The 20,269-nt window shown below is 48.6% G+C and carries 15 protein-coding genes; 6 read left to right on the top strand and 9 right to left on the bottom strand.

Annotation, left to right across the window (positions count from 1 at the left end):
- Positions 1-14: 14 nt before the first annotated feature.
- Positions 15-1,376: a TolC family protein gene (locus tag H6995_08275; GenBank protein MCP5214990.1), complete on the bottom strand. Its 1,362-nt coding sequence runs from the start codon at positions 1,374-1,376 to the stop codon at positions 15-17.
- A gap of 286 nt (positions 1,377-1,662) precedes the next feature.
- On the opposite strand from H6995_08275, the gene cbpA reads away from it, so the two are divergent.
- From cbpA to H6995_08290, 3 genes are all read left to right on the top strand, one after another.
- Entirely contained in the window at positions 1,663-2,601 is a 939-nt protein-coding gene (gene cbpA / locus H6995_08280; protein MCP5214991.1) for a curved DNA-binding protein, read from the top strand.
- A 1-nt stretch (position 2,602) separates the two neighbouring features.
- Entirely contained in the window at positions 2,603-2,902 is a 300-nt protein-coding gene (locus H6995_08285) for a chaperone modulatory protein CbpM (GenBank protein MCP5214992.1), read from the top strand.
- A 190-nt stretch (positions 2,903-3,092) separates the two neighbouring features.
- Positions 3,093-4,952, top strand: a complete 1,860-nt coding sequence (locus tag H6995_08290) for an acetate/propionate family kinase (GenBank protein ID MCP5214993.1) — start codon at positions 3,093-3,095, stop codon at positions 4,950-4,952.
- A 144-nt stretch (positions 4,953-5,096) separates the two neighbouring features.
- On the opposite strand, the gene H6995_08295 is transcribed toward H6995_08290, so the two are convergent.
- From H6995_08295 to H6995_08315, 5 genes are all read right to left on the bottom strand, one after another.
- Positions 5,097-6,305, bottom strand: coding sequence for a hypothetical protein (locus H6995_08295; protein ID MCP5214994.1), 1,209 nt, complete (start codon positions 6,303-6,305; stop codon positions 5,097-5,099).
- Between the two features lie 150 nt (positions 6,306-6,455).
- Positions 6,456-7,232, bottom strand: coding sequence for a 3-hydroxyacyl-CoA dehydrogenase (locus H6995_08300; GenBank protein MCP5214995.1), 777 nt, complete (start codon positions 7,230-7,232; stop codon positions 6,456-6,458).
- 47 nt (positions 7,233-7,279) lie between these two features.
- On the bottom strand, positions 7,280-8,434 hold the full coding sequence (locus tag H6995_08305; protein ID MCP5214996.1) for an acyl-CoA dehydrogenase family protein: 1,155 nt from the start codon (positions 8,432-8,434) through the stop codon (positions 7,280-7,282).
- The gene (locus tag H6995_08310; protein MCP5214997.1) at positions 8,434-9,615 is read right to left on the bottom strand and encodes an acetyl-CoA C-acyltransferase; all 1,182 of its coding nucleotides are present in this window, start codon (positions 9,613-9,615) and stop codon (positions 8,434-8,436) included. Before H6995_08310 ends, H6995_08305 begins: the two co-directional genes overlap by 1 nt.
- Before the next feature lie 40 nt (positions 9,616-9,655).
- Entirely contained in the window at positions 9,656-12,913 is a 3,258-nt protein-coding gene (locus tag H6995_08315; protein ID MCP5214998.1) for a methylmalonyl-CoA mutase family protein, read from the bottom strand.
- A 219-nt stretch (positions 12,914-13,132) separates the two neighbouring features.
- Between H6995_08315 and H6995_08320 the strand changes: the two genes are divergently transcribed.
- Positions 13,133-13,882 carry a FadR family transcriptional regulator gene (locus H6995_08320; GenBank protein MCP5214999.1) on the top strand — a complete coding sequence of 250 codons (750 nt, stop codon included), beginning with the start codon at positions 13,133-13,135 and terminating at the stop codon, positions 13,880-13,882.
- A gap of 668 nt (positions 13,883-14,550) precedes the next feature.
- Here H6995_08320 and H6995_08325 read toward each other — a convergent pair.
- Complete coding sequence (locus H6995_08325; protein ID MCP5215000.1) at positions 14,551-15,552, bottom strand: phosphotransferase; 1,002 nt, start codon at positions 15,550-15,552, stop codon at positions 14,551-14,553.
- A 481-nt stretch (positions 15,553-16,033) separates the two neighbouring features.
- On the opposite strand from H6995_08325, the gene H6995_08330 reads away from it, so the two are divergent.
- Together H6995_08330 and H6995_08335 are read left to right on the top strand one after the other, a co-directional pair.
- Positions 16,034-16,807, top strand: a complete 774-nt coding sequence (locus H6995_08330) for a nitroreductase family protein (GenBank protein ID MCP5215001.1) — start codon at positions 16,034-16,036, stop codon at positions 16,805-16,807.
- Between the two features lie 4 nt (positions 16,808-16,811).
- Positions 16,812-17,153, top strand: a complete 342-nt coding sequence (locus H6995_08335) for a hypothetical protein (GenBank protein MCP5215002.1) — start codon at positions 16,812-16,814, stop codon at positions 17,151-17,153.
- 135 nt (positions 17,154-17,288) lie between these two features.
- Here H6995_08335 and H6995_08340 read toward each other — a convergent pair whose 3' ends face one another.
- Positions 17,289-18,662 carry a phenylacetate--CoA ligase family protein gene (locus H6995_08340; GenBank protein ID MCP5215003.1) on the bottom strand — a complete coding sequence of 458 codons (1,374 nt, stop codon included), beginning with the start codon at positions 18,660-18,662 and terminating at the stop codon, positions 17,289-17,291.
- Between the two features lie 45 nt (positions 18,663-18,707).
- A complete protein-coding gene (locus tag H6995_08345; GenBank protein MCP5215004.1) occupies positions 18,708-19,928 on the bottom strand; it encodes a thiolase family protein in 1,221 nt (406 codons plus the stop codon).
- Positions 19,929-20,269: the final 341 nt, after the last annotated feature.

Consider the following 20,269-nt stretch of genomic DNA (forward strand, 5'->3'; position numbering starts at 1 on the left):
TTTATCTTCCGTTATCACTCAGTACTGGAAGCAATACTGCCGCCAAGTGCCAAATTAAGGGCTATGCGATTTTGTAAGAGTTGATTACGTAAACCCAATACCGTGGTCTGAGCATCAAAAGCCCGCCGCTGCGCCTCCAGAACACTGGTATAGGGAATCAAACCGCGCTGATACTGTTCAAACGCCAATCTCTGTGCAGCTAACGCATTTTCCTGTGCCTTTAGAAAGCTTTGGTAGCGCTGACCGAGGGTTTGTTGTTTATACAATGAATTTTCCACTTCCCGGAAAGCGGTAAAAATGTGATCAAGATATTGTTGTTCCTGTTGCTTTAATTCCGCCTGTGCCTGCTTTTCTCTGGCCGCTAAGCGCCCACCAGCAAATAATGGCTGAGTAACACCACCTAATAGCGACCAGGCTAGCGGTCCACCATCAAAGAGTTTATTCAGTGTTCCCCCTGCATCGCCCACAGTGCCAGTCAAACGTAACGAAGGGAAGCGTGCTTTATGCGCTACTGCCAATTGCGCGTCGGCAGCCATAAGTTCAAGCCATGCCGCCTGAACACTGGGGCGATTTTTCAACAACTCTGATGGTACGCCCGCACTGATCGGTTCTGCGATAAAAGGGAGTGATGTCGAGAGCGTCATCGTTCCATTCGGGTAGCGCCCAAGCAGACGTTGCAATTTGCTCACGGCCTCTAACTGACTTTGACGCTGCTGAGCCAAACGCGCCCGTTCCTGTTCAACTTCATTACGTGCTAAATAGACATCTAAGGCCTCTGTAATGCCCTGGCGATAACTAAATTCGATAATCTCCAAGTTTCGTTCCAAATTCGCTAGGCGCTCTTCAAACAGTTCGATAAGCTGTCTGGCCTCCAGCACATCATACCAAGCAGCGCTGACATCACTGGCCAGTTGCAACTTGGCCTGTTCAAAAGAGGCCTCACGCGCTTTCAGAGCTAATACCGCCTGGCGTTTCGTATCACTTAACTGGCCCCACAAATCAAGTTCCCAGGTTAACGCCAACTCAATATTTGCATGGCTGCTGTGATCGCTAGTGTTCGCCGTTATCAGTCGATTACGACTCTGGCTTAAACCCAAATCAAGCTCAGGATAGAGCGACGCTCCCGCAATCACGACCTGCTGTTTTGCGGCATTCAGTTCAGCGGCCTGTCGTGCCAACATAAAATTATTTGCGAAGGCCTCAGCCACCAGTTGCGCTAAGGTTTCACCGCCCAGCTGCGCCAGCCAGTCAGACTCAACTGGCCCAACCTTTAACTCAGTGCGCCATTGAGCAGGTAACTCGGGAGGGATGCCTTTTATGGATATACCAGAACGGGCACAGGCCTCCAACAATAGGATAAGTACCAATACAGCCAACTTAGGCAGGTTAGATCTTAAACTATTGATTAGGTGCTCCTTAATTTTTATAACTGCAGGCTTTCATCATGGCACGACTCAATGGTTCATGCCCTGCAAAGACCGCCTATTCTACAATAATTCAATTTCGTCAAAAGTTTATTTACAAAGCTTTACACTCGTTAAAATCACACTATAAAAACGAGCCATAAGAAAGTAATATCTGACCTGCTGGCTGCGGCATTGTTTGAGATATCATGCAGCCTTCAGTGCTGTGATCGATTGCCATTTTACGTTGGATAACCTTATGCAATTTAAAGACTATTATCAGATACTCGGCGTTGAGCCGGATGCGGAAAGCAAAGATATCAAAATGGCTTACCGGCGGCTGGCACGCAAGTACCACCCTGACGTAAATCCCGAAGCCGGCGCTGAAGATAAATTTAAGGAGGTTGCAGAAGCTTATGAAGTACTGAAAGATGCCGAACGCCGGGCTGAGTACGACGAGCTGAGGCAGTATGGTGGTAAAGCTGGGGCAGGATTTGAACCTCCTCCCGGTTGGCACAACACAAACAAGACAAATTCATTCTCTGATCAGGAGTTTTCAGATTTCTTTAACTCCATCTTTGGTCGGGCGGGTGCTGAGCATCGCGGCGCGCAGTCTGAAGGCAATTTCGGCTTCAGAGGACGAGACCTGGAGCTTGAAATGCCGATTTTTCTGGAAGATACGCTGACAGAAGAATCCAAACAAGTTACCTATCATATACCTGTTTTCGAGGATGGCCAGGTCAGACAAATTAAAAAAAGTTTAAACGTGAAGATACCCAAAGGTGTCACGGATGGAGAACGAATTCGAATTAAAGGTCAAGGCGCACCGGGACAGGGAAACGCCACAAACGGAGACCTCTACCTACACATTCGCCTAGTCCCACACCCCCTTTTTGATATACAAGGCCATAACCTGCTCATTACTCTTCCCCTCTCACCTTGGGAAGCCGCATTGGGTGCCAAAGTCACGGTGCCGACCTTAACCGGCAAGATCAATCTGACTATTAAACCCAATGCCCAATCCGGCCAGAAGTTGCGTATCAAAGGCAAGGGGCTACCGACCAAAACGGGGATGGGTGACCTATATGCCATCGTAAAAATAGTGATGCCCCCGACTACCAATGAAGCGACTGAACAGCTCTGGAAAAAACTGGCAAGCTCAGCCAGCTTTGACCCCCGAGCAGCGTGGAGTAATTAAAATGACCGAGATATTATTAACTGTTTCAGCCAGCGAGCTGTGTCTGACTGAAAGCATAACAGAAGAAATGATTTTAGCCGCGGTCGAGTCAGGAGTAGCGGAACCGGTTGAAGGTGAAGACCTGGTAAACTGGGTGTTCGATTCCACCAGCGTCCACTGGCTAAAAAAGGCCATCCGCTTACATCAAGACTTGGAGATTGACTGGGTTGCCGTTGCTATGGTGATTGATTTGTTGCAACAAAAGGAGTCACTGCAAAGAGAAAACCAGTATATTCGCCAACAACTTAAACGCTTTTTATAGTTGTATTTTTATAGCCACGCAGGGGGTTTATGCACTGCTGATTAAATGATCGGCTGTTCCTTGAACCCTCCTTCATACCCATGATTCTTGCCTCCCCGTAACTGAGGAAACTCAAAAAATTGTCATATAATCTCAATAGAATACACCAAATAACTCAGCCAGCAATAACTGGCATCAAAGCGAGCAACAGATGAAAATAGTGGTATTCAACGCCGGTAGTTCTTCCCTCAAATTCGGTGTTTTTGATATGAGCAAAGAAGATAGTCGAGTATTTAAGGGGGAGTTCGAACGTTTTAAAGATGGTGGCTGTATCCTACACTATCGTGCCGGAGGTGAGCAGGGAAAGCCTGGGCACCGGAAGGAGTCGCTGGCAAACCTGGCAGATGCGATTGCTGCTGTTCCCAGCATTTTAAATGAGTTCGGTTTTGATGTTTTCGACGCGGTCGGCCATCGCGTCGCCCACGGAGGCGACCGTTTCCATGATGCCACCCTGATTGACGAAGAGGTATTAGCCTTTATCAAAGCATGTACGCCACTAGCCCCTTTGCACAATCCGGCAAACCTATTGGCAATCACCCGTAGCCGTGACCTTTGGCCTAACTTACCGCAAGTTGCCGTATTCGATACGGCGTTTCATCATACTATTCCTGACCGCGCTTACACCTATGCGGTGCCTAAAGAATGGCGAGATAAAGGTCTGCGCCGTTACGGTTTTCATGGTACTTCCCACAAGTACGTTGGCCTGCGAGTAGCAAAAGAACTGCATCGGCCGGTAACGGATTTACAAATCATTAGCTGCCATCTAGGCAACGGTGCCAGCGTTTGCGCAATCAACCGTGGCTTTTCAATTGACACGTCCATGGGTATGACACCACTGGAAGGTTTGGTCATGGGAACCCGTTCTGGCGATGTCGACCCAGGGCTCTTTGCCTATCTCTCGCGGGAATTAGGGCTAACTGCCGAAATGGTGGAAAAACAACTGTACTCAGCAAGTGGCTTGAAAGCGCTGGCCGGCACCGAAGACATGCGCGATGTCGAGCAAATGGCGGCCGAAGGCAATACCGATGCACAATTGGCATTGAACGTTTACGCCTACCGGGTCCGTAAATATATTGGCGCCTATGCCGCCGCCATGGGTGGCTTAGATGTCATCGCCTTTACCGGAGGGGTGGGGGAAAATTCTGCCTCGATGCGCCGCCGTATCTGCGACAAATTTGAATTCCTTGGCCTGCATTTGGATGACGACATCAACCAAGCAATCAAACTTAAAGGCTACGAAGCACCACAAATACAATCCTTTGATTCGCGTATTAAAGTCATTGTCACTCAAACCTGTGAGCAGAATATGATCGCTCAGGAAGTGAAACATATCCTCACCCGGGCGAAACCTAGCAACCCCCAACCCAATAGCTGGCATATTCCAGTCGCCGTATCCGCCCGGCATGTGCACCTTTCTGACGCAGCTGTTATCAAGCTGTTTGGCAAGGAATACCAACTCAGCAAAGCACGCACCCTGACCCAACCCGAGGCCTGGGCCGCTGAAGAAACTGTTGAGGTAATTGGCCCGAAGGGAACCCTGAAACATGTGCGAATCCTTGGGCCCACAAGGGATCAAACCCAAATAGAAGTTTCGAAAACCGACACGTTTACACTGGGACTCGAAGCCCCGGTGCGACCCTCCGGAAAACTGGAACACACCCCCATAGTCAAACTACGAGGCCCGGCCGGAGAACTGGAGACCAACGGGTTGATTATTGCCGCTCGGCATATCCACATGAGCCAGGAGGATGCTTTAAAAATGGGCCTCCAAGACGGCGATTACGTTGATGTTCAACTGGGCAACGGCGAACGGGGAGTCGCTTTTTCCAATACACTCATTCGTGTGAAAAATACCTACGTCACCGAAATGCATATCGACACCGATGAAGCCAATGCGGCGGGCATTACCTTTAGCACCAAAGGCCAGTTGGTGATCAATCAAACGCGCTCGCAAGCGGATATTGTAAGTAAACGCAACATGGCGCTGAACGGGATGGAGACGAGCGAGTAGCAGATTTTATTTTTGCCCGGTCTATGTAACCAAATATCCATGCAGAAAAAGTAATTATGGCTTGTATCCGGAAAATAAATACGCCCGAATATGAAGTGTGGTATTGACGATCGACTCGTTCTTAAGGATGGGTAAAGCAACCTGTTAGGCACCCAATAAACCCGATTGCAACACCATAGATTTGCGACCCATCACTTCTCGCGCAACTTCACGTAAATCTTTCAATGAGACCACGCGTTTTTTTATTAGCATTCGAGTTACATCATCGAGTGATTTTTCCTGTTTTGTCGTAATCTGGATTTCTTTATCCAGGTCTTGCAGTAGCAAAACAGCGGCAGCTGTGGTTTTTCCGCTGGATCGTGCTAGCCGTAATTTTTTTACACCCTGTGACCATTGTTCCAGCCAAGTACATATGCGTTGATAGCGTTCGTCGGTAATTCCACCCGATCGATAGAGTAATTCAATGGCGTAGAATTCCGCCAAACCTTCAGCAATCCAGTCATCCTTTTTATCGCCTCGAATGCGGGTGAAACTGTGTACCAGTTCATGCAACAAAGCACTGGTGCCGTTCTCGCTGACTAAGGGTCGGTCGGCATGTAGAAATAATGAATTAGGACCGGACAAGCCACCACGCCACATCGGGTCTTCTGCCCCGACAATCAAAAGTTTCTCTGGACTATCGCCAAATGCGCTTTTCAGTTCGGACCAAACCCATCCAAAAAAAGTAACTACATCCATGCGATGTAAGCGCTGTCCCTTCGGTGCGGCAACTACGACACGGGTTTCACCGAATTGCTCCGCGCGACTACCGAAATCACCGGCAATCATCCAACCCACTGGCCGATCAAATCGGCGCTCTGGGTTATCGATTAAATAGACATCTTTCGAAACGCGCGGCCATCCTGTTTCTGTTCTTTGCCAACCGGCAGGCAGTTTAAACTGCAATTTAGCGCTTGAATTCGCGCCTTTTTTGGCACGCATATTAACCGCAGGGATCAAATCATCACCACGAAAAATAGCCCAGCTTTCGGCCACCATCGCATCGAAGGCGCCATTACCACGATCATGCGTTATTTTGCTGGAGAAAACTATCGCGCCACCATTTTCCGGCGGAGTCCAAACGACGCTGTTTTTTGCTTTTGAAAATTTACCCTCAGCACTTAAAAAAGTGTGGATACCCGGCTTGAGTCGAAAGCGCAGCCGCGAAATTAACTCAGCACCGACACCGATTTTCACTGTGACTAGGGCTTGATCTTGCTTGGGTTGTAATTCAACCAGATAATCCAGATCAAACTGCGACTGGGCATACAGTACGTTTGGCAGCAAAAGTGCGAGAAATAATAGCCTTAGCATGGCCGACCTAATGGTAGTGTAGGGTTAACAATTTTCGATTCATGAACGACATATTAACGCTTCCCAGCACTATCAAATAGAAGAAATTACCAAGGTCGCCTAAAATCGTTACCTCCGACATCTGGCAGACAGAGCTAGCCTCCCAGATCATTATCTAGGCTGCATCCGCAACGCACCATCCAGGCGAATGGTTTCGGCATTCAGATAGGCATTCTCGGCAATATGTATCACCAACTTAGCAAATTCGTTGGGCAACCCCAAACGTTTTGGAAACTGCACATTCGCCACTAAGCTCTGCTGCACATTTTCCGGCATAGCGAGCAACATAGGTGTGCCCATAATGCCGGGAGCGATGGTGTTGACGCGAATACCCAGTGGCGCTAGATCGCGCGCCATTGGCAACCCAAGCCCGACGATACCTGCTTTACTGGCAGCATAGGCGCACTGCCCAACTTGACCTTCATAGGCTGCTACGGATGCGGTGTTGATAATCAAACCACGTTCAAGGGCTTCACCCATCGGTTCATTTTTAGCAAATTGTTGTGCCGATAATCTGGCCAGATTGAAACTACCAATCAGGTTAACCTGAATCACTTTGTTAAAATCCTCCAGCGGCATCGCCTGCCCTTCTCTATCCAGGATTTTTTTCGCAGGCGCAATTCCCGCACAGTTCACACAGATATGCAGTGCTCCAAATTTTGCTAGCGCCTGGTCGATACCGGCCTGCACTGATTCGACATCCGTTACATTGACGGCAACGTAGAGCGCTTTATCATCACCCTGAGCGGCAACAAATTTCTCGCCTTCGTCATTATTTAAATCAAATATCGCGACCTTTAAACCGGCTTTGATTAACGCCTCTGCTGTGGCACGACCCAAGCCCGATGCGCCACCCGTGACTATCGCCACTTTGTCTTTTATTTGCATTATCAACCTCGAAAATAATTTAATTAAACACTTATTAGGTATAAAACTTATAATTCCCGCAACAATTCCCGCGCAATAATAACGCGTTGTATTTCGCTAGTGCCTTCGTAAATTGTGGTGACACGCGCATCACGCGCATAACGTTCCAACGGATATTCCTGCGTATAACCGACACCACCCATCAATTGAAGCGCGGTATAGCAGGCTCGATTGGCCGCTTCCGTGGCATAAACTTTTGCCATCGCCGCCTGCTTCATAAAGGGTTTAGCTTGCTGCTTTGCAAAGGCAGCATTCATCAATAACAAACGGGCTGCTTCCAACTCTGTATAGGCGTCAGCCAGCATCCATTGAATACCTTGAAACTCGCTGATCGCTTTGCCAAACTGTTTGCGCTCGGCAATGTAGGCGCGGCTAAAATCCATTGCTGCTAGCGCAACACCTAACGCGAGCGAACCGATACCGATACGCCCACCGGCCAACTCTTGAATGGCGATTTGATAGCCATCATTCAATTTACCCATCAAAGCGCTTTCGGGAATTCGACAATCTTCAAAGGTTACGCTGTTGGTCGCGGAGCCACGCTGCCCCATTTTCGCTTCTGTTTTGCCAATGCTAATGCCGGGGGTAGTAGCTTCCACCAAAAAGCAGGAAATACCTTTGCCCTTCGGCTGGGACGGATCGGTCACAGCCCACACCACAAAAACACCGGCATATTCAGCGCTGGTGATCCACATTTTGGAACCATTCAACACCCAGTTTTTGCCCTCTTTAACCGCTCTTGTTTTCATACCAGCGGGGTCAGAACCAGCACCGCTTTCGGAAAGGCAAAACGCCGCAGCCGGATATTCACCACTGCATATTTTGGGGAGATAGGTTTGTTTCTGTTCGTCGCTGGCAATCGCCTGGATAACTTCTGCCACCATATTATTGACTGACATAGTGACAGCGGTCGAAGCACAAGCTTTGGCAATTTCTGTAATCGCCAAGCTAAACGCGATAGTACCGGTTTCCGCGCCGCCATAGTCTGCACGAATATTCAGCCCCATAAAGCCTAAAGCAGCCAGCTCCTTCAAGTTATGCAAAAAACTCGTTCGGTCGCCCTGTTGATCAATCTGTTCAGCCACAGGTGCCAGTTCCGCCTCGGCAAAGCGGCGCGCCATGTCCTGAATCATACTTTGTTCTTCAGTGAAATTGAGATCCATCAAAGCATCTCTATCGCAACGGCAGTCGCTTCACCGCCGCCAATACATAGGCTGGCAACCCCCTTTTGCTGCTGCAACCGCTTCAGCGCGTACATGAGCGTGACAATAATGCGCGCACCGGAAGCACCGACCGGGTGTCCGAGGGCACAAGCGCCACCATGAATATTGACCTTGCCCTGATCCAAGCTGAATTCGCGTATTGCCAGCAATGCAACCATAGCGAAAGCTTCATTGATCTCATAAAGGTCTACCTCTTGGGCGTCCCAACCAGCCCGATCCAGCACTTTTCGAATTGCACCACCGGGGGCAAGCGAAAACTCACTGGGGGCTTGGGCGTGGGTGGAATGCGCAACAATCCGCGCCATTGGCTGCAAGCCCAGTACCTTGGCATGGGATTCTGTGGTTAGCACGAGAGATGCCGCGCCATCAGAAATGGCGCTGGAATTGGCTGCGGTGATGGTACCGTCTTTCTTAAAGGCCGGTTTGAGTGTCGGAATCTTTTCAATGTTGGCAACTTTCGGTAATTCATCTTCAGCGACCACAACATCGCCTTTGCGTGAAGTGACCGTTACCGAGGCTATTTCGTCACCGAAATACCCATTAACTATCGCCGCCTGCGCTCGCTGCAACGAGACAACGGCGTAATCATCCATCTGTTGCCGAGTTAAACCCTCTTTATCGGCAACATCCTGGGCAAAACTGCCCATAAGACGCCCGCTATAAGCATCTTCCAGACCATCATAAAACATATGGTCTTTGAGTTCGCCATGACCGAGGCGTAAACCCCCGCGTGCTTTGGGAACCAGGTAAGGCGCCAAGGTCATATTCTCCATGCCGCCAGCAATCGCCACATTACAGCTGCCCACTTTAATTTGATCATGGGCCAACATCACCGCCTTCATGCCAGAACCACACATCTTATTGACAGTAGTGCATTGCGTGCTGATATCGAGACCAGCGCCCAGCGCCACCTGCCGAGCAGGCGCCTGAGCCAAGCCAGCGGGAAGCACGCAGCCAAAGATTAACTCTTCAATCTGCTCGGTGTTTAGCCCAGCTCGCGCCAAGGCTTCTTTGGTTGCGACAGCCCCCAGTTGCGGCGCGCTCATTTCGGAGAAAACGCCCTGAAAATTACCTATAGGTGTACGTGCGCCACTAACAATTACAACTGCTTCATCTGTCATGATTGATTCCTAAATTTGTCATTGTCCGGCTAAACAGCCGTTACATATTTCGCCTGTATTGACCGCCCACTTCAAATAACATTTCCGTAATCTGACCAAGGGAACAAAATTTTACCGCCTCCATTAACGCTTCGAAGCCGTTGCCACCATCCATCAGCACCTGCTTCAGACTGGCTAGCGCCTGCTCCGATTCCGTTTCATGAGACTGCTGAAATTCACCCAAGCGTTTTATCTGGTTTTGTTTTTCATCTTCGGTGGAGCGTGCCAATTCGATACTGACGCTCTCTGGCTGTGGTTTCCCTAAGAAAGTATTCACGCCAATAATGGGCAAGCTTCCATCATGCTTTTTATGCTCATAAAACATGGATTCCTCTTGAATTTTTCCACGCTGGTAGCCGGTTTCCATCGCTCCCAACACGCCACCGCGTTCGGAAATTTTATCGAACTCCACAAGCACAGCCTCTTCCACCAGATTAGTCAATTCATCCATGATAAAGGCGCCCTGGTTGGGGTTTTCATTATTAGCCAGCCCCCACTCTTTATTAATGATGAGCTGAATCGCCATTGCTCGTCGCACTGATTCTTCCGTGGGGGTAGTAATGGCCTCGTCGTAGGCGTTGGTGTGCAGACTATTACAGTTGTCATAAATAGCGATCAGCGCCTGTAGCGTGGTGCGAATATCGTTGAAATCCATTTCCTGTGCGTGCAACGAACGCCCGGAGGTTTGAATATGATATTTCAACCGTTGACTGCGGCTATTCGCGCCATACTTGAAACGCATGGCAACCGCCCAAATCCGTCGCGCCACACGACCCATTACAGTGTATTCAGGATCCATACCGTTGGAAAAAAAGAAGGACAGGTTGCCAGCAAAATCATCAATGTGCATGCCGCGCGCCAGATAGGTCTCTACATAGGTAAAACCATTAGCCAGTGTCAGCGCCAGTTGCGTGATAGGGTTCGCTCCCGCCTCTGCAATATGATAGCCGGAGATGGACACAGAGTAGAAATTATTAACCCGGTGATCGATAAAATACTGCTGAATATCGCCCATCATCCGCAGACTGAATTCGGTCGAGAAGATGCAGGTATTCTGGCCCTGATCTTCCTTCAAAATATCCGCCTGCACCGTTCCGCGCACCTGTTCCAAGGCCGTTGTCTTGAGCTGTGCTAATTCGGATTGATTAGGATCACGCTGATTCTCTTCTTTGAAACGCTCTATTTTTTGGTCAATGGCTGTATTCAAGAACATCGCCAATATAGTCGGCGCGGGCCCATTGATAGTCATGGAAACCGAGGTTCTCGGATCGCAGAGGTCAAAGCCGTCATAGAGTGCTTTCATATCATCCAGGGTTGCAATGGAAACGCCCGCATTACCGACTTTGCCGTAAATATCGGGGCGCTCTCCGGGGTCGCAACCATAGAGTGTCACGGAGTCAAACGCGGTCGATAGTCGTTTCGCCTCAGAATGTTCAGACAGTTTCTTAAAGCGTCGATTGGTACGAAATGCATCGCCCTCCCCCGCGAACATGCGCGCCGGATCTTCCCCCTCACGCTTAAAAGAAAAGACGCCGGCGGTGTAGGGAAAACGCCCCGGCAAATTTTCCAGTAGCAGCCATTTCAGCAACTCACCGTGATCTTCAAAATCTGGTACTGCCACCCGTGCAATTTTATTGCCCGACAAACTGGTGCGGGTTAACTGAAAACTGATCTCCCGACTACCGATTTTCTCCACATATGCCTCGGCTTTATAAGCCTGTTTTGTGGCGGGCCAGCTATCGATCAATTTGCGTGCGCGTGAATCCATTTCCTCTTCGCGAGCTTGAATCAGCGCCTCAAGACTGGTTGCCTGCCCGCCGGATTCGCGCAGCATACGGCTGGATTCCACGAGCTGCTGCCGCTCCCGCGCTAACTTCACCTGCTTCGCCACCGTGCCGTGATAACCACGCACGGACTCAGCGATTTCAGCCAGATAGCGTTGCCGATGGACCGGTACTATAGCGGATCGTTCGGAGGATGTTTTAACCTTCACCTGAGGCAAGAGACTGTCAAATTCACGTATGCCTTTATTGCGCAAGACTGACAGCAACGACTGGTAGGCAGCAGTCACGCCGTCGTCATTAAAGTGCGCAGCGATAGTACCAAACACCGGCATTTCATCCGGTGTTTGCGAGAAAGCTTCGCGGTTGCGCTGCACCTGTTTTGATACGTCACGATAGGCATCTTCACTGCCTTTACGGTCAAACTTATTGATCACCACTAGCTCAGCAAAATCCAGCATGTCGATTTTTTCCAGCTGGCTCTGCGCCCCAAATTCCGGTGTCATAACGTAGAGTGGCACATCGACAAATGGGACAATACCAGCATCACCCTGGCCAATGCCGGGGGTTTCGACGATGATCAAATCAAACCCTGCCAATTTGGTGGCGTCGATAATTTGTACCAATGATTTTGGAATTTCACCAGAAGAAGAACGTGTGCCAATGGAGCGCATATAAAGGTTCGGATGATAAATGGCATTCATCCGAATGCGATCACCCAGCAGCGCACCACCGGTTTTACGACGGGTGGGATCAATCGCCAGCACGGCAATTTTAATCGCATCGCCCGTGTCCAAGCGAAAGCGACGAACCAACTCATCAGTCAAGGAGGATTTACCGGCACCACCGGTTCCGGTAATTCCCAGCACTGGCACTGTGGTCTTGGCGGCGCGCTGCGTCAGCGCCTGCGATTGAGCATCATTCAACTCGCCACGCTCGATAGCAGTAATAGTTCGTGCCAGCAAATTTCGATCGCCCTGTTCAAGCATTTCCAGTGAGGAGATAGCTTTGTCGTTACTACCCAAACAACAGCGCGACAACATATCATCGATCATACCGCGCAGACCCAGCTGCTGCCCGTCCTGCGGCGAGTAAATACGCGAAACACCATAGCTTTCCAGCTCTTTGATTTCTTCCGGCACGATCACACCACCACCGCCACCGAATACCTGAATATGGCTGGCGTCGTTTTGCTTGAGCAGGTCGATCATATATTTAAAGTATTCGACATGGCCGCCCTGGTAGGAACTGATGGCAATTCCCTGTACATCTTCCTGCAGTGCAGATTGCACTACTTCCGCCACCGAACGATTGTGTCCTAGGTGAATAACCTCAACACCTGCCGATTGCAGAATTCGGCGCATGATATTGATAGAAGCATCGTGACCATCAAACAGACTAGCCGCTGTGATAAACCGAAATGGTACAGTTTGTCGCCTTAAAGTATCGTTTGTCGTCACCGCTTTACTCTGTCCCATTGGCAATTCCTAGTGTTCCCCGTGATTGCGCGAAACTCATTGCAGCAAAGTATAAATCCACAACTAACGAGAAGACGCGCTTTCTAAACATACTTTGGTTGAAATTTTGCCAATATTGACATATTGTCTGACAATGTGTCAATACGATAACATTTCAATTGCTTATGGATTGCACTAAGATAGTCACTATTCAAAACTTGCATGTATCTGATGAACAAAATGACTGACACCTTAGCCGATGGCAAATTTCAAAAACTCAACCGTGCGCCCGCTTACCAAGCGGTGAGCCAAAAAATTCGTAGCGCCATAATCAACGGCGAATTAAAAGCTGGCGAATTACTCCCTACCGAAATGGATCTGGCCGAACAGTTCGGCGTCACCCGCACCACCATCCGCGAAGCCATACGGTTGCTTGAATATGGTGGCCTGATCGGCCGCGCTGACCGCAAACGCTTAGTCGTTTGCCTGCCCAGTAAGGAATCCGCCAGTAATTCGCTAAGCACTGCCATGCTCATGCACGAAGTCACTTTTAAAGAATTGTGGCAGATTGCGATGGGCCTCGAACCCTTGGCTGCAGGGCTAGCCTGCGAGAGCATTTCTACCGAACTAAAGGAAAAACTCGCCACCAATTTAGAACAAACTGCTGCGGCTAAATCGGACACCAAAGAGTTACTGGAGGCGGAAATCGAATTCCACAATTTGATCGCCCAGGCAACCTGCAACAACGCGTTGTTAATGGCGCGCGAACCCCTGAATCAACTCTTCTATCCCGCGTTCAAAGCCGTCATTGATCGCATGCACCCTGGCGGGCGTATTCTCGATTGCCATACCCGTATGTACGAAGCCATCTGCCAAGGCGATAAAAAAACCGCCGAAGAGTGGATGCGAAAACATATGGTTGATTTCGAGCGTGGCATTAAGATGGCTGGCCTAGACTTCAACGGACCGATTGATCACCAGAGCTTATAACTGCTAAGAGTTACAAACCAATATATTTTGAACTCTACCGCTACAAACGAAACATGCATCCATTATTCTATTGCCTGCCTATACAGGGTACCACTCTGCCAAACTATTTTTCCCGCACCTCTGATAAACGTATCCATTTTTATGGGGGCAAATTCCTACCCATGTTGCGGATGATCAATATGGGTACACATAATCGTAGCGGTCATTTTTATTCCTATTTGAGGAGTCGTCTCAATAATTTACAGCCATGTTCAGTGTTGGTTTTATCCGGGCAAAATTGCCAAGCCATCAGCCTTTAAACAAATCAAAAATTCCTCTATAGATACCCCTAACGTTCTCGCGATTGGCCAAACTTTCAAAGCGAAATATTCATGAGCACGCATTAACTGTGCTATCGATTTAACCACACAACAAATTTCGAGATATTTTTCACCGTATAGTCTGGGTGTACTCCCCCTTGTAGGCAAACCTCTGTAGCGCCTCTCTATCAAGCTTCATCTACCCTATGGACAATCTCACCATGTGCGAGGATATAAGGACGAACACATAAATTTTTACTCAACCTACCCTTCGGAAATCCGTAGAACTGGCATTAGAAATAACAGATGTTTGTATAATTAATATTGATCACGGATATCAAGCCAATGCTGCCCAGCCGTTCTCAGTTGTCAGGCTGCTGGTTCCAGCTTTTTTAATCCAAGCTGCCGCTCCAGTTTCCTGATGACTTGATGAAGGTTTTTTTCGGCAAAACCGCTATCAAAATTAAATCGCCACGCTTCCAAACAGAGCTGAAGAGCACCCCTGCCCTCGTATACGCTTTTTCTAAAAACAGCGGAATGATCTTTTGGTAACGCACCATATATTCCCCAAAAGCCCGGAGGTATTTCCAAAAAGGAAAAAATCCACTCAGCCAGTGGCTCCCCCCAAAAAGCACGTTCCGCATCCAATATCCCACTGATTTGCACTTCACCATGATGGCGAGTAATTAGGATATTTTTTTGCCAGAGATCGCCATGCACCAAGGTTGGACGCTTCACATCATCAAGTAAACCTCGCCCTAATATAACTAGCTCAAGAAATCTTTGTGCATCGGTGCTATTGAGTCGATAACGCTGCATATCCGTTACCATACCCGCAACCCAATCTATAACTGCGTCACTCCAGCATTGGTAATTACCTTTCAACAAGGGCGAGCCAAAAGACTCACCTTCCAGTTGATGGATAGCGCGAACAATTGGCGCAAGGCTTCTCCAGAGATGGTCATTTTGATCCGCAGTTAAATCGCATTTAACGGCGTCCCACAGTTCACCCTCCAGGCAATTCTGAAAGACATAGTTGCGTGCGATCAACTCCTGGCTAAAGTCCGCATACAAATTGACGGGCACTTTGTCAGATATCTTGTTCAGCTGTTGCTGAACCAAATTTTCTCGACGCAAAAGTAGCTTTTCATGCCGAAAAAGAACAACGTCAGAGGATGGGGCCACCCTAAGAATACAGGTAGGAAGATGCGCAAATTCAATCCGATAACTTGTATTAAACTTGCCTGTTGTCATCAGCTGCCAACTGAGCGGCATTTCACCAAAAGCATTTTGGGTAAGGCGCTGTATCTGAATATCGCTCAACGGAAGCTGAAAAGATCGGGTGTCACGGTTGACAGCAACATACTTCATTCAATATGGCCTTTGGTACGGACTGTCGCTTCAAAAACCACTACGACTAGACTGTCAAATCGACGTAGTCCGCACTTTATACATGCCCCACCCATCAACAAGAAGTCATCCATCGTAGCGCCTCGCATCACTGAGCCCCTGACTGGAACTGCTCAAATAGTGACAAAAATACTATAGGCGTTCGACATTAGAGTACATGGCCAAATTAGGCAATTTGTTTGCCGATTCCACCAGGAAATGTAGCCGTGAAAGATTTTGCACACGAATTGCAGGATTCCGCCATTTACCCTATTTAGCCTGATCGTTATGCTTTGCCGTAATCACTTTCATTTGGTGTGATTGCCCTTGAAAGGCTGGCTAGGCGTATACTGTCCATTGCACGAATTTTATCCTGTGGAGTAGTATTCGCTGGCACGAAACCTAGAACCAAAAAGAACTTTAGGCGCTTGCATAAAAAGTGGCGCATGATAGGAGAGAAATAATGAATTTTGAGCAAGTAATAGGTAACAGACGCTCCACCCGGTTTTTCGATCCAGATCGCCCGGTAGAAAGGGATAAAATCCAGAAAATTCTTGAAGCAATGCGCCTATCATCCTGTGCGATGAATGCCCACTGGCTTAGAGCTGTTGTTGTCTATCGCGATGAGCTTGATCCCGCGTTGTTTGAAAGACTGAAAGTACCAGTAACCGGTGTACTGATGGAGTTGGCTCCCGTTCATATCTATTGCTTTGCAGATCCGACAGTAGTCCCTGTAGACAAGGGTAATCGCGTCAAGGAATTGATCGATGTCCACGCCTGTAACCCCAGCCACGGCTGGACCTATAAATTTGTGGAAGAACACGCTTGGCCCGCAGTACTAAAACCGCTTTCTGAAAGCCCAACCTACCCGGCTATGATGGCCTGGGATGATGGCGGTGCCGCAATGCAAGGCCTGCTAATGGCTATCAACCAGGGCTTGGGAGCCTGCTATTCAGTGATGGTCGAAGACGTCGCTAAAGAAGCTTTCGGTGTACCTAAAGAATGGTTACCGCATTATGTCATGAATATAGGATATTCACTTGAAGACCCAGGTCAACGGCCTAGGCCACCCTTCGAAAATCTCTATTATGAACGCAACGTCAGTACGCCATTTGTGCGTGATGAAAAAGTCGTCAAAGAGCTGGAGAAAGCTGGCATGCTACAAGATCCTGAACCAAAACCAGGCAGGAAAGAAGAAGTACGCCGACTCTGCCAACAACTGGGGCTAGTAGAATAGAATTATGTCGATTTCTAAACCAATTGAATCCTATGAGACCGTGCAAATTTGGGCCAAGGGGTTAAAAGATCAATGGGGAGGCGACCCCCTTGTCGAAGACCCTGGAAAACTGGAAGCGTTGGAGTCTTTTTGCGCCTTTATGGAAAAAGATCCAGATGAACTTTATGCCTTCTGCTTTCTTCGCAAGCGCGATACCGGAGAACGCTTTGCCAGCAAAAAACGTCGTGAAGAGTTAACCGAAAAAGCACTGGAGTTTGTTGTTGCGTCTGGTTTAACCGGAGTTGAAAAGCGCCGCTTACGAAGCAGTGTCTACTCGTTTTTCACCCATAATGGGGTACTGGTATAGTTTTTTACTCCCTCCAACTATACCGGTTTTTCATGCTAAAAGGGCTGTCATCTTAAGACGACAGCCCTTTCCATTTGAATAATGGAATTTGGTTAATTCTATACCCCGTTACTTTTGCTAGTCCTTATAGGCCCTCTAGTAGTTCTTCTCCAGCAGTTGCGTCTTCTTCAATGCTCGTTCTAAGGAATTGGGGGAAAGCCAGGTAATCGTAGGTCGAACCTTAAGTAAGGAGTGCATCTTGCCAAGCACCTCCTCCTCCAACGCTGGCAATTCAGACTCTTTGATGCCTTGTGCATACTCAATCTTGAGCTTCAACGGCGGAACAACTCGCGGCGGTGGTTCATCCAGCACAATTCGAAAAGAGCCAGAAACACGCGGCACAAAGCCATTAATCACGCCCTGTATCGCTGCGGGGTAAACAGGTACACCCTTAACCTTGAGCATATCATCGGCCCTACCGACGATTTTGTATCGAAACCCGCTATTGCCACAGGGACAGGGTTCAGTAAACACCTGATGGATATCATTTAAAGTCACCCGAAGATTAGCAAAAAATATTGCCCCTTCAGGGTCTAGCGGCGTGAACACCGCCATACCGGTAGCACCATGCTCCATAGCAACCGGTTTGTGGGTCTCCGGATGCACCAATTCGTAATGACAAAAATCGTCGGCGATCCAGTGCATGCCCTGGTATTCATCACAATCGCAGGAAACGCCATAACCGGCGCCAACATCAAATACTTTAGCGCCATACTCATTCTCCAACCGGGCTCTCACCTCTGGGATGCCCGCTCCCGGCTCAGCACCAAGAATCAATCTATCTATACCGAGCGCCTTAATAGGTTTGCCCAGCACTTCGGGACAACGTTCTATAAGGTGTATTGCCAACGAGGGTGTACAGGTGATGACATTGACATTAAACAGTTTAACCATCTGCAAAAATCGCTCAGTACCCGCTTCCGCTCCGATGGGGATAATAGTGACACCTGGAATTTTTTTGTACCAGTATATTTGCGGCGTACCGGCGGCATGCATGCTTAAGCCAAAACCGATCGCCAAACGATCGCCACTGCGAATACCCGCGCGCCAACCCCAGCGCCCCATAATCTCGCCCATCGCTTCTGCCGACTTGTGGAATACCGGATAGGGCGTTGGTACCCCGGTGGTGCCGGAGGTCGTCGTCAGTAAATGCAAGTCTTGCATCCGTTTCTTACCGAACAGGATTTCATAGGCTTTGAACATGTCATTATCTACACGCTCAAAGGCCGCTCTGAAGTCTGCTTGCCCGCAAAAAGGCAACCGTCTCGCCAAATCATCCAGACTTTTAATGCTCTCTGGGGTGATACCGGCTAAATCCATTCTTTCACGATCAAAGGGCACATTGTCGTAGAAGTATTGCAATACAGACTTTAACCTGTCCTCCTGCATTAGCTTCATCTGAGGCGTGTTCAGTAAAGGCTCTACGTCCTGATTAAAATATTGTCGATTGTTATCCTGGCTGGCACTCATATACCCAATCTCTACGTTTTACTTTATTAAGGCGTTACTCTCGGATTAGCGCTTAAACAAATGCATCACCATTGCTGCGGGCTCTACGCCTAACAAACCTCCGCCGTTGTGAGTCATTCCTATTTTTGCATTGGCAACTTGCCGCTTTCCAGCTTGACCGCGCAGCTGCAATACCACCTCATAAATTTGCGCAACACCTGTGGCTGCGACCGGATGTCCTTTGGTCGTCAGCCCACCCGATGGATTAGAGGGAAGTTTACCATCAATATCAAAATATCCTTGCTCAATACAATTGACCGCATTTTCACCACCACAAAAACCAAGCTCTACCAAATACATAATTTCAGCGGAAGACGTCGTATCATGGATTTCCGCAAAACTGATGTCTTCAGGGCCAACGCCTGAAGTCTCATAAAGTTTGGTCGCGGTACGCTTGGTGATGGAGAGGTCAAGGTCTGACCTGATGCTCCCGCTAGACACCAAAGACCCCGCAACCCAGACCGGGTGCGATGTATATCTGGCCGCCATCGACGCCGAGCAAAGTATGGCTGCCGAACCTCCATCCCCTATCGGTGCGCACATCATGCGAGTCAGCGGGTAGGACACATCACCGGATTGTAGAACCTGTTCAACCGTGACCCTTTCTTGATACTGCGCTTTAGGATTTAGCGAGCCATTTTTATGTGCTTTTACGGCAAGCTGCGCTAAATGCTCCTGCTTTAAGCCATATTGATCCATAAACCTTCGCGCCAGAAACGAATAGACATCAAGAAAGCGACTACGGTTAACGCCGCCTTCCTTAAATATTTGTTCTTCAAGCCCGAGGCGTCGCTCCACATCTGCGAAATATGTTTGGTACTCCACCACATCTAAACCGGATTCGAGCGCTAGGAAAGATTTATTCTTATCCTCATCGTAGAGCTTTTCAAATCCTACCACCAGCACACAATCATGGACTCCCGTCGCGATTGCCTGCCAAGCTAAATTAAATGCCGTAGAGCTACTGGCACAGGCGTTTTCAATATTGTAAATCGGAATCTCATCTATCGACATGGGCGCTAAAGTCACCTGCCCACGAATCATATGCTGCCCCGTTATTGCTCCTGCAGCGGCGTTCCCCACATAGGCCGCCTGCAACTGTTTCTTCTCAATACCCGAATCCTTCAATGCTTCTTGCACCGACTCGCAAACCAATTCTTTGATACCGGTATTCTGATATTTTCCAAACTTGGTCATCCCGACGCCGACCACTGCCACGTCTCTCACATTCCGATCCTTATTTGTTTGCGCAACCCTCTAAAAAATTTATCCGACTCGATTGCAAGATAGTCAACCGGAAGCCGCGAACAATGGAACTCCCGTTATTGATAGCACTATATAGGTAGGTCCAAGTTCGGCGAATGGCAGCAAATGGCGAGTTGTTAGCAAAAAATACTATCGTCAAAACTAATGGCTCTAAGGCCTTATTTATTTCGAATGAGTCTTTGCCTTAGCTTCAACTACGATCTAAAAAAAGGGGGGCGCTGTTTCATCAAAGAGCGCGTGGAGCAAGTAGAAAATCCCTAAGTTAAGTCCCAATGGAAAATAGGTGAATTATTCGTACCGCA

This window comes from Pseudomonadales bacterium (assembly GCA_024234615.1).
In the GTDB taxonomy this organism is placed as follows: domain Bacteria; phylum Pseudomonadota; class Gammaproteobacteria; order Pseudomonadales; family IMCC2047; genus JAJFKB01.

Excerpts from the sequence above, each read along its gene's own strand:
- cbpA (MCP5214991.1), top strand. The coding sequence starts at position 1,663 with ATGCAATTTAAAGACTATTATCAGATACTCGGCGTTGAGCCGGATGCG.
- H6995_08285 (MCP5214992.1), top strand. The coding sequence starts at position 2,603 with ATGACCGAGATATTATTAACTGTTTCAGCCAGCGAGCTGTGTCTGACT.
- H6995_08290 (MCP5214993.1), top strand. The coding sequence starts at position 3,093 with ATGAAAATAGTGGTATTCAACGCCGGTAGTTCTTCCCTCAAATTCGGT.
- H6995_08295 (MCP5214994.1), bottom strand. The coding sequence starts at position 6,305 with ATGCTAAGGCTATTATTTCTCGCACTTTTGCTGCCAAACGTACTGTAT.
- H6995_08300 (MCP5214995.1), bottom strand. The coding sequence starts at position 7,232 with ATGCAAATAAAAGACAAAGTGGCGATAGTCACGGGTGGCGCATCGGGC.
- H6995_08305 (MCP5214996.1), bottom strand. The coding sequence starts at position 8,434 with ATGGATCTCAATTTCACTGAAGAACAAAGTATGATTCAGGACATGGCG.
- H6995_08310 (MCP5214997.1), bottom strand. The coding sequence starts at position 9,615 with ATGACAGATGAAGCAGTTGTAATTGTTAGTGGCGCACGTACACCTATA.
- H6995_08315 (MCP5214998.1), bottom strand. The coding sequence starts at position 12,913 with ATGGGACAGAGTAAAGCGGTGACGACAAACGATACTTTAAGGCGACAA.
- H6995_08320 (MCP5214999.1), top strand. The coding sequence starts at position 13,133 with ATGACTGACACCTTAGCCGATGGCAAATTTCAAAAACTCAACCGTGCG.
- H6995_08325 (MCP5215000.1), bottom strand. The coding sequence starts at position 15,552 with ATGAAGTATGTTGCTGTCAACCGTGACACCCGATCTTTTCAGCTTCCG.
- H6995_08330 (MCP5215001.1), top strand. The coding sequence starts at position 16,034 with ATGAATTTTGAGCAAGTAATAGGTAACAGACGCTCCACCCGGTTTTTC.
- H6995_08335 (MCP5215002.1), top strand. The coding sequence starts at position 16,812 with ATGTCGATTTCTAAACCAATTGAATCCTATGAGACCGTGCAAATTTGG.
- H6995_08340 (MCP5215003.1), bottom strand. The coding sequence starts at position 18,662 with ATGAGTGCCAGCCAGGATAACAATCGACAATATTTTAATCAGGACGTA.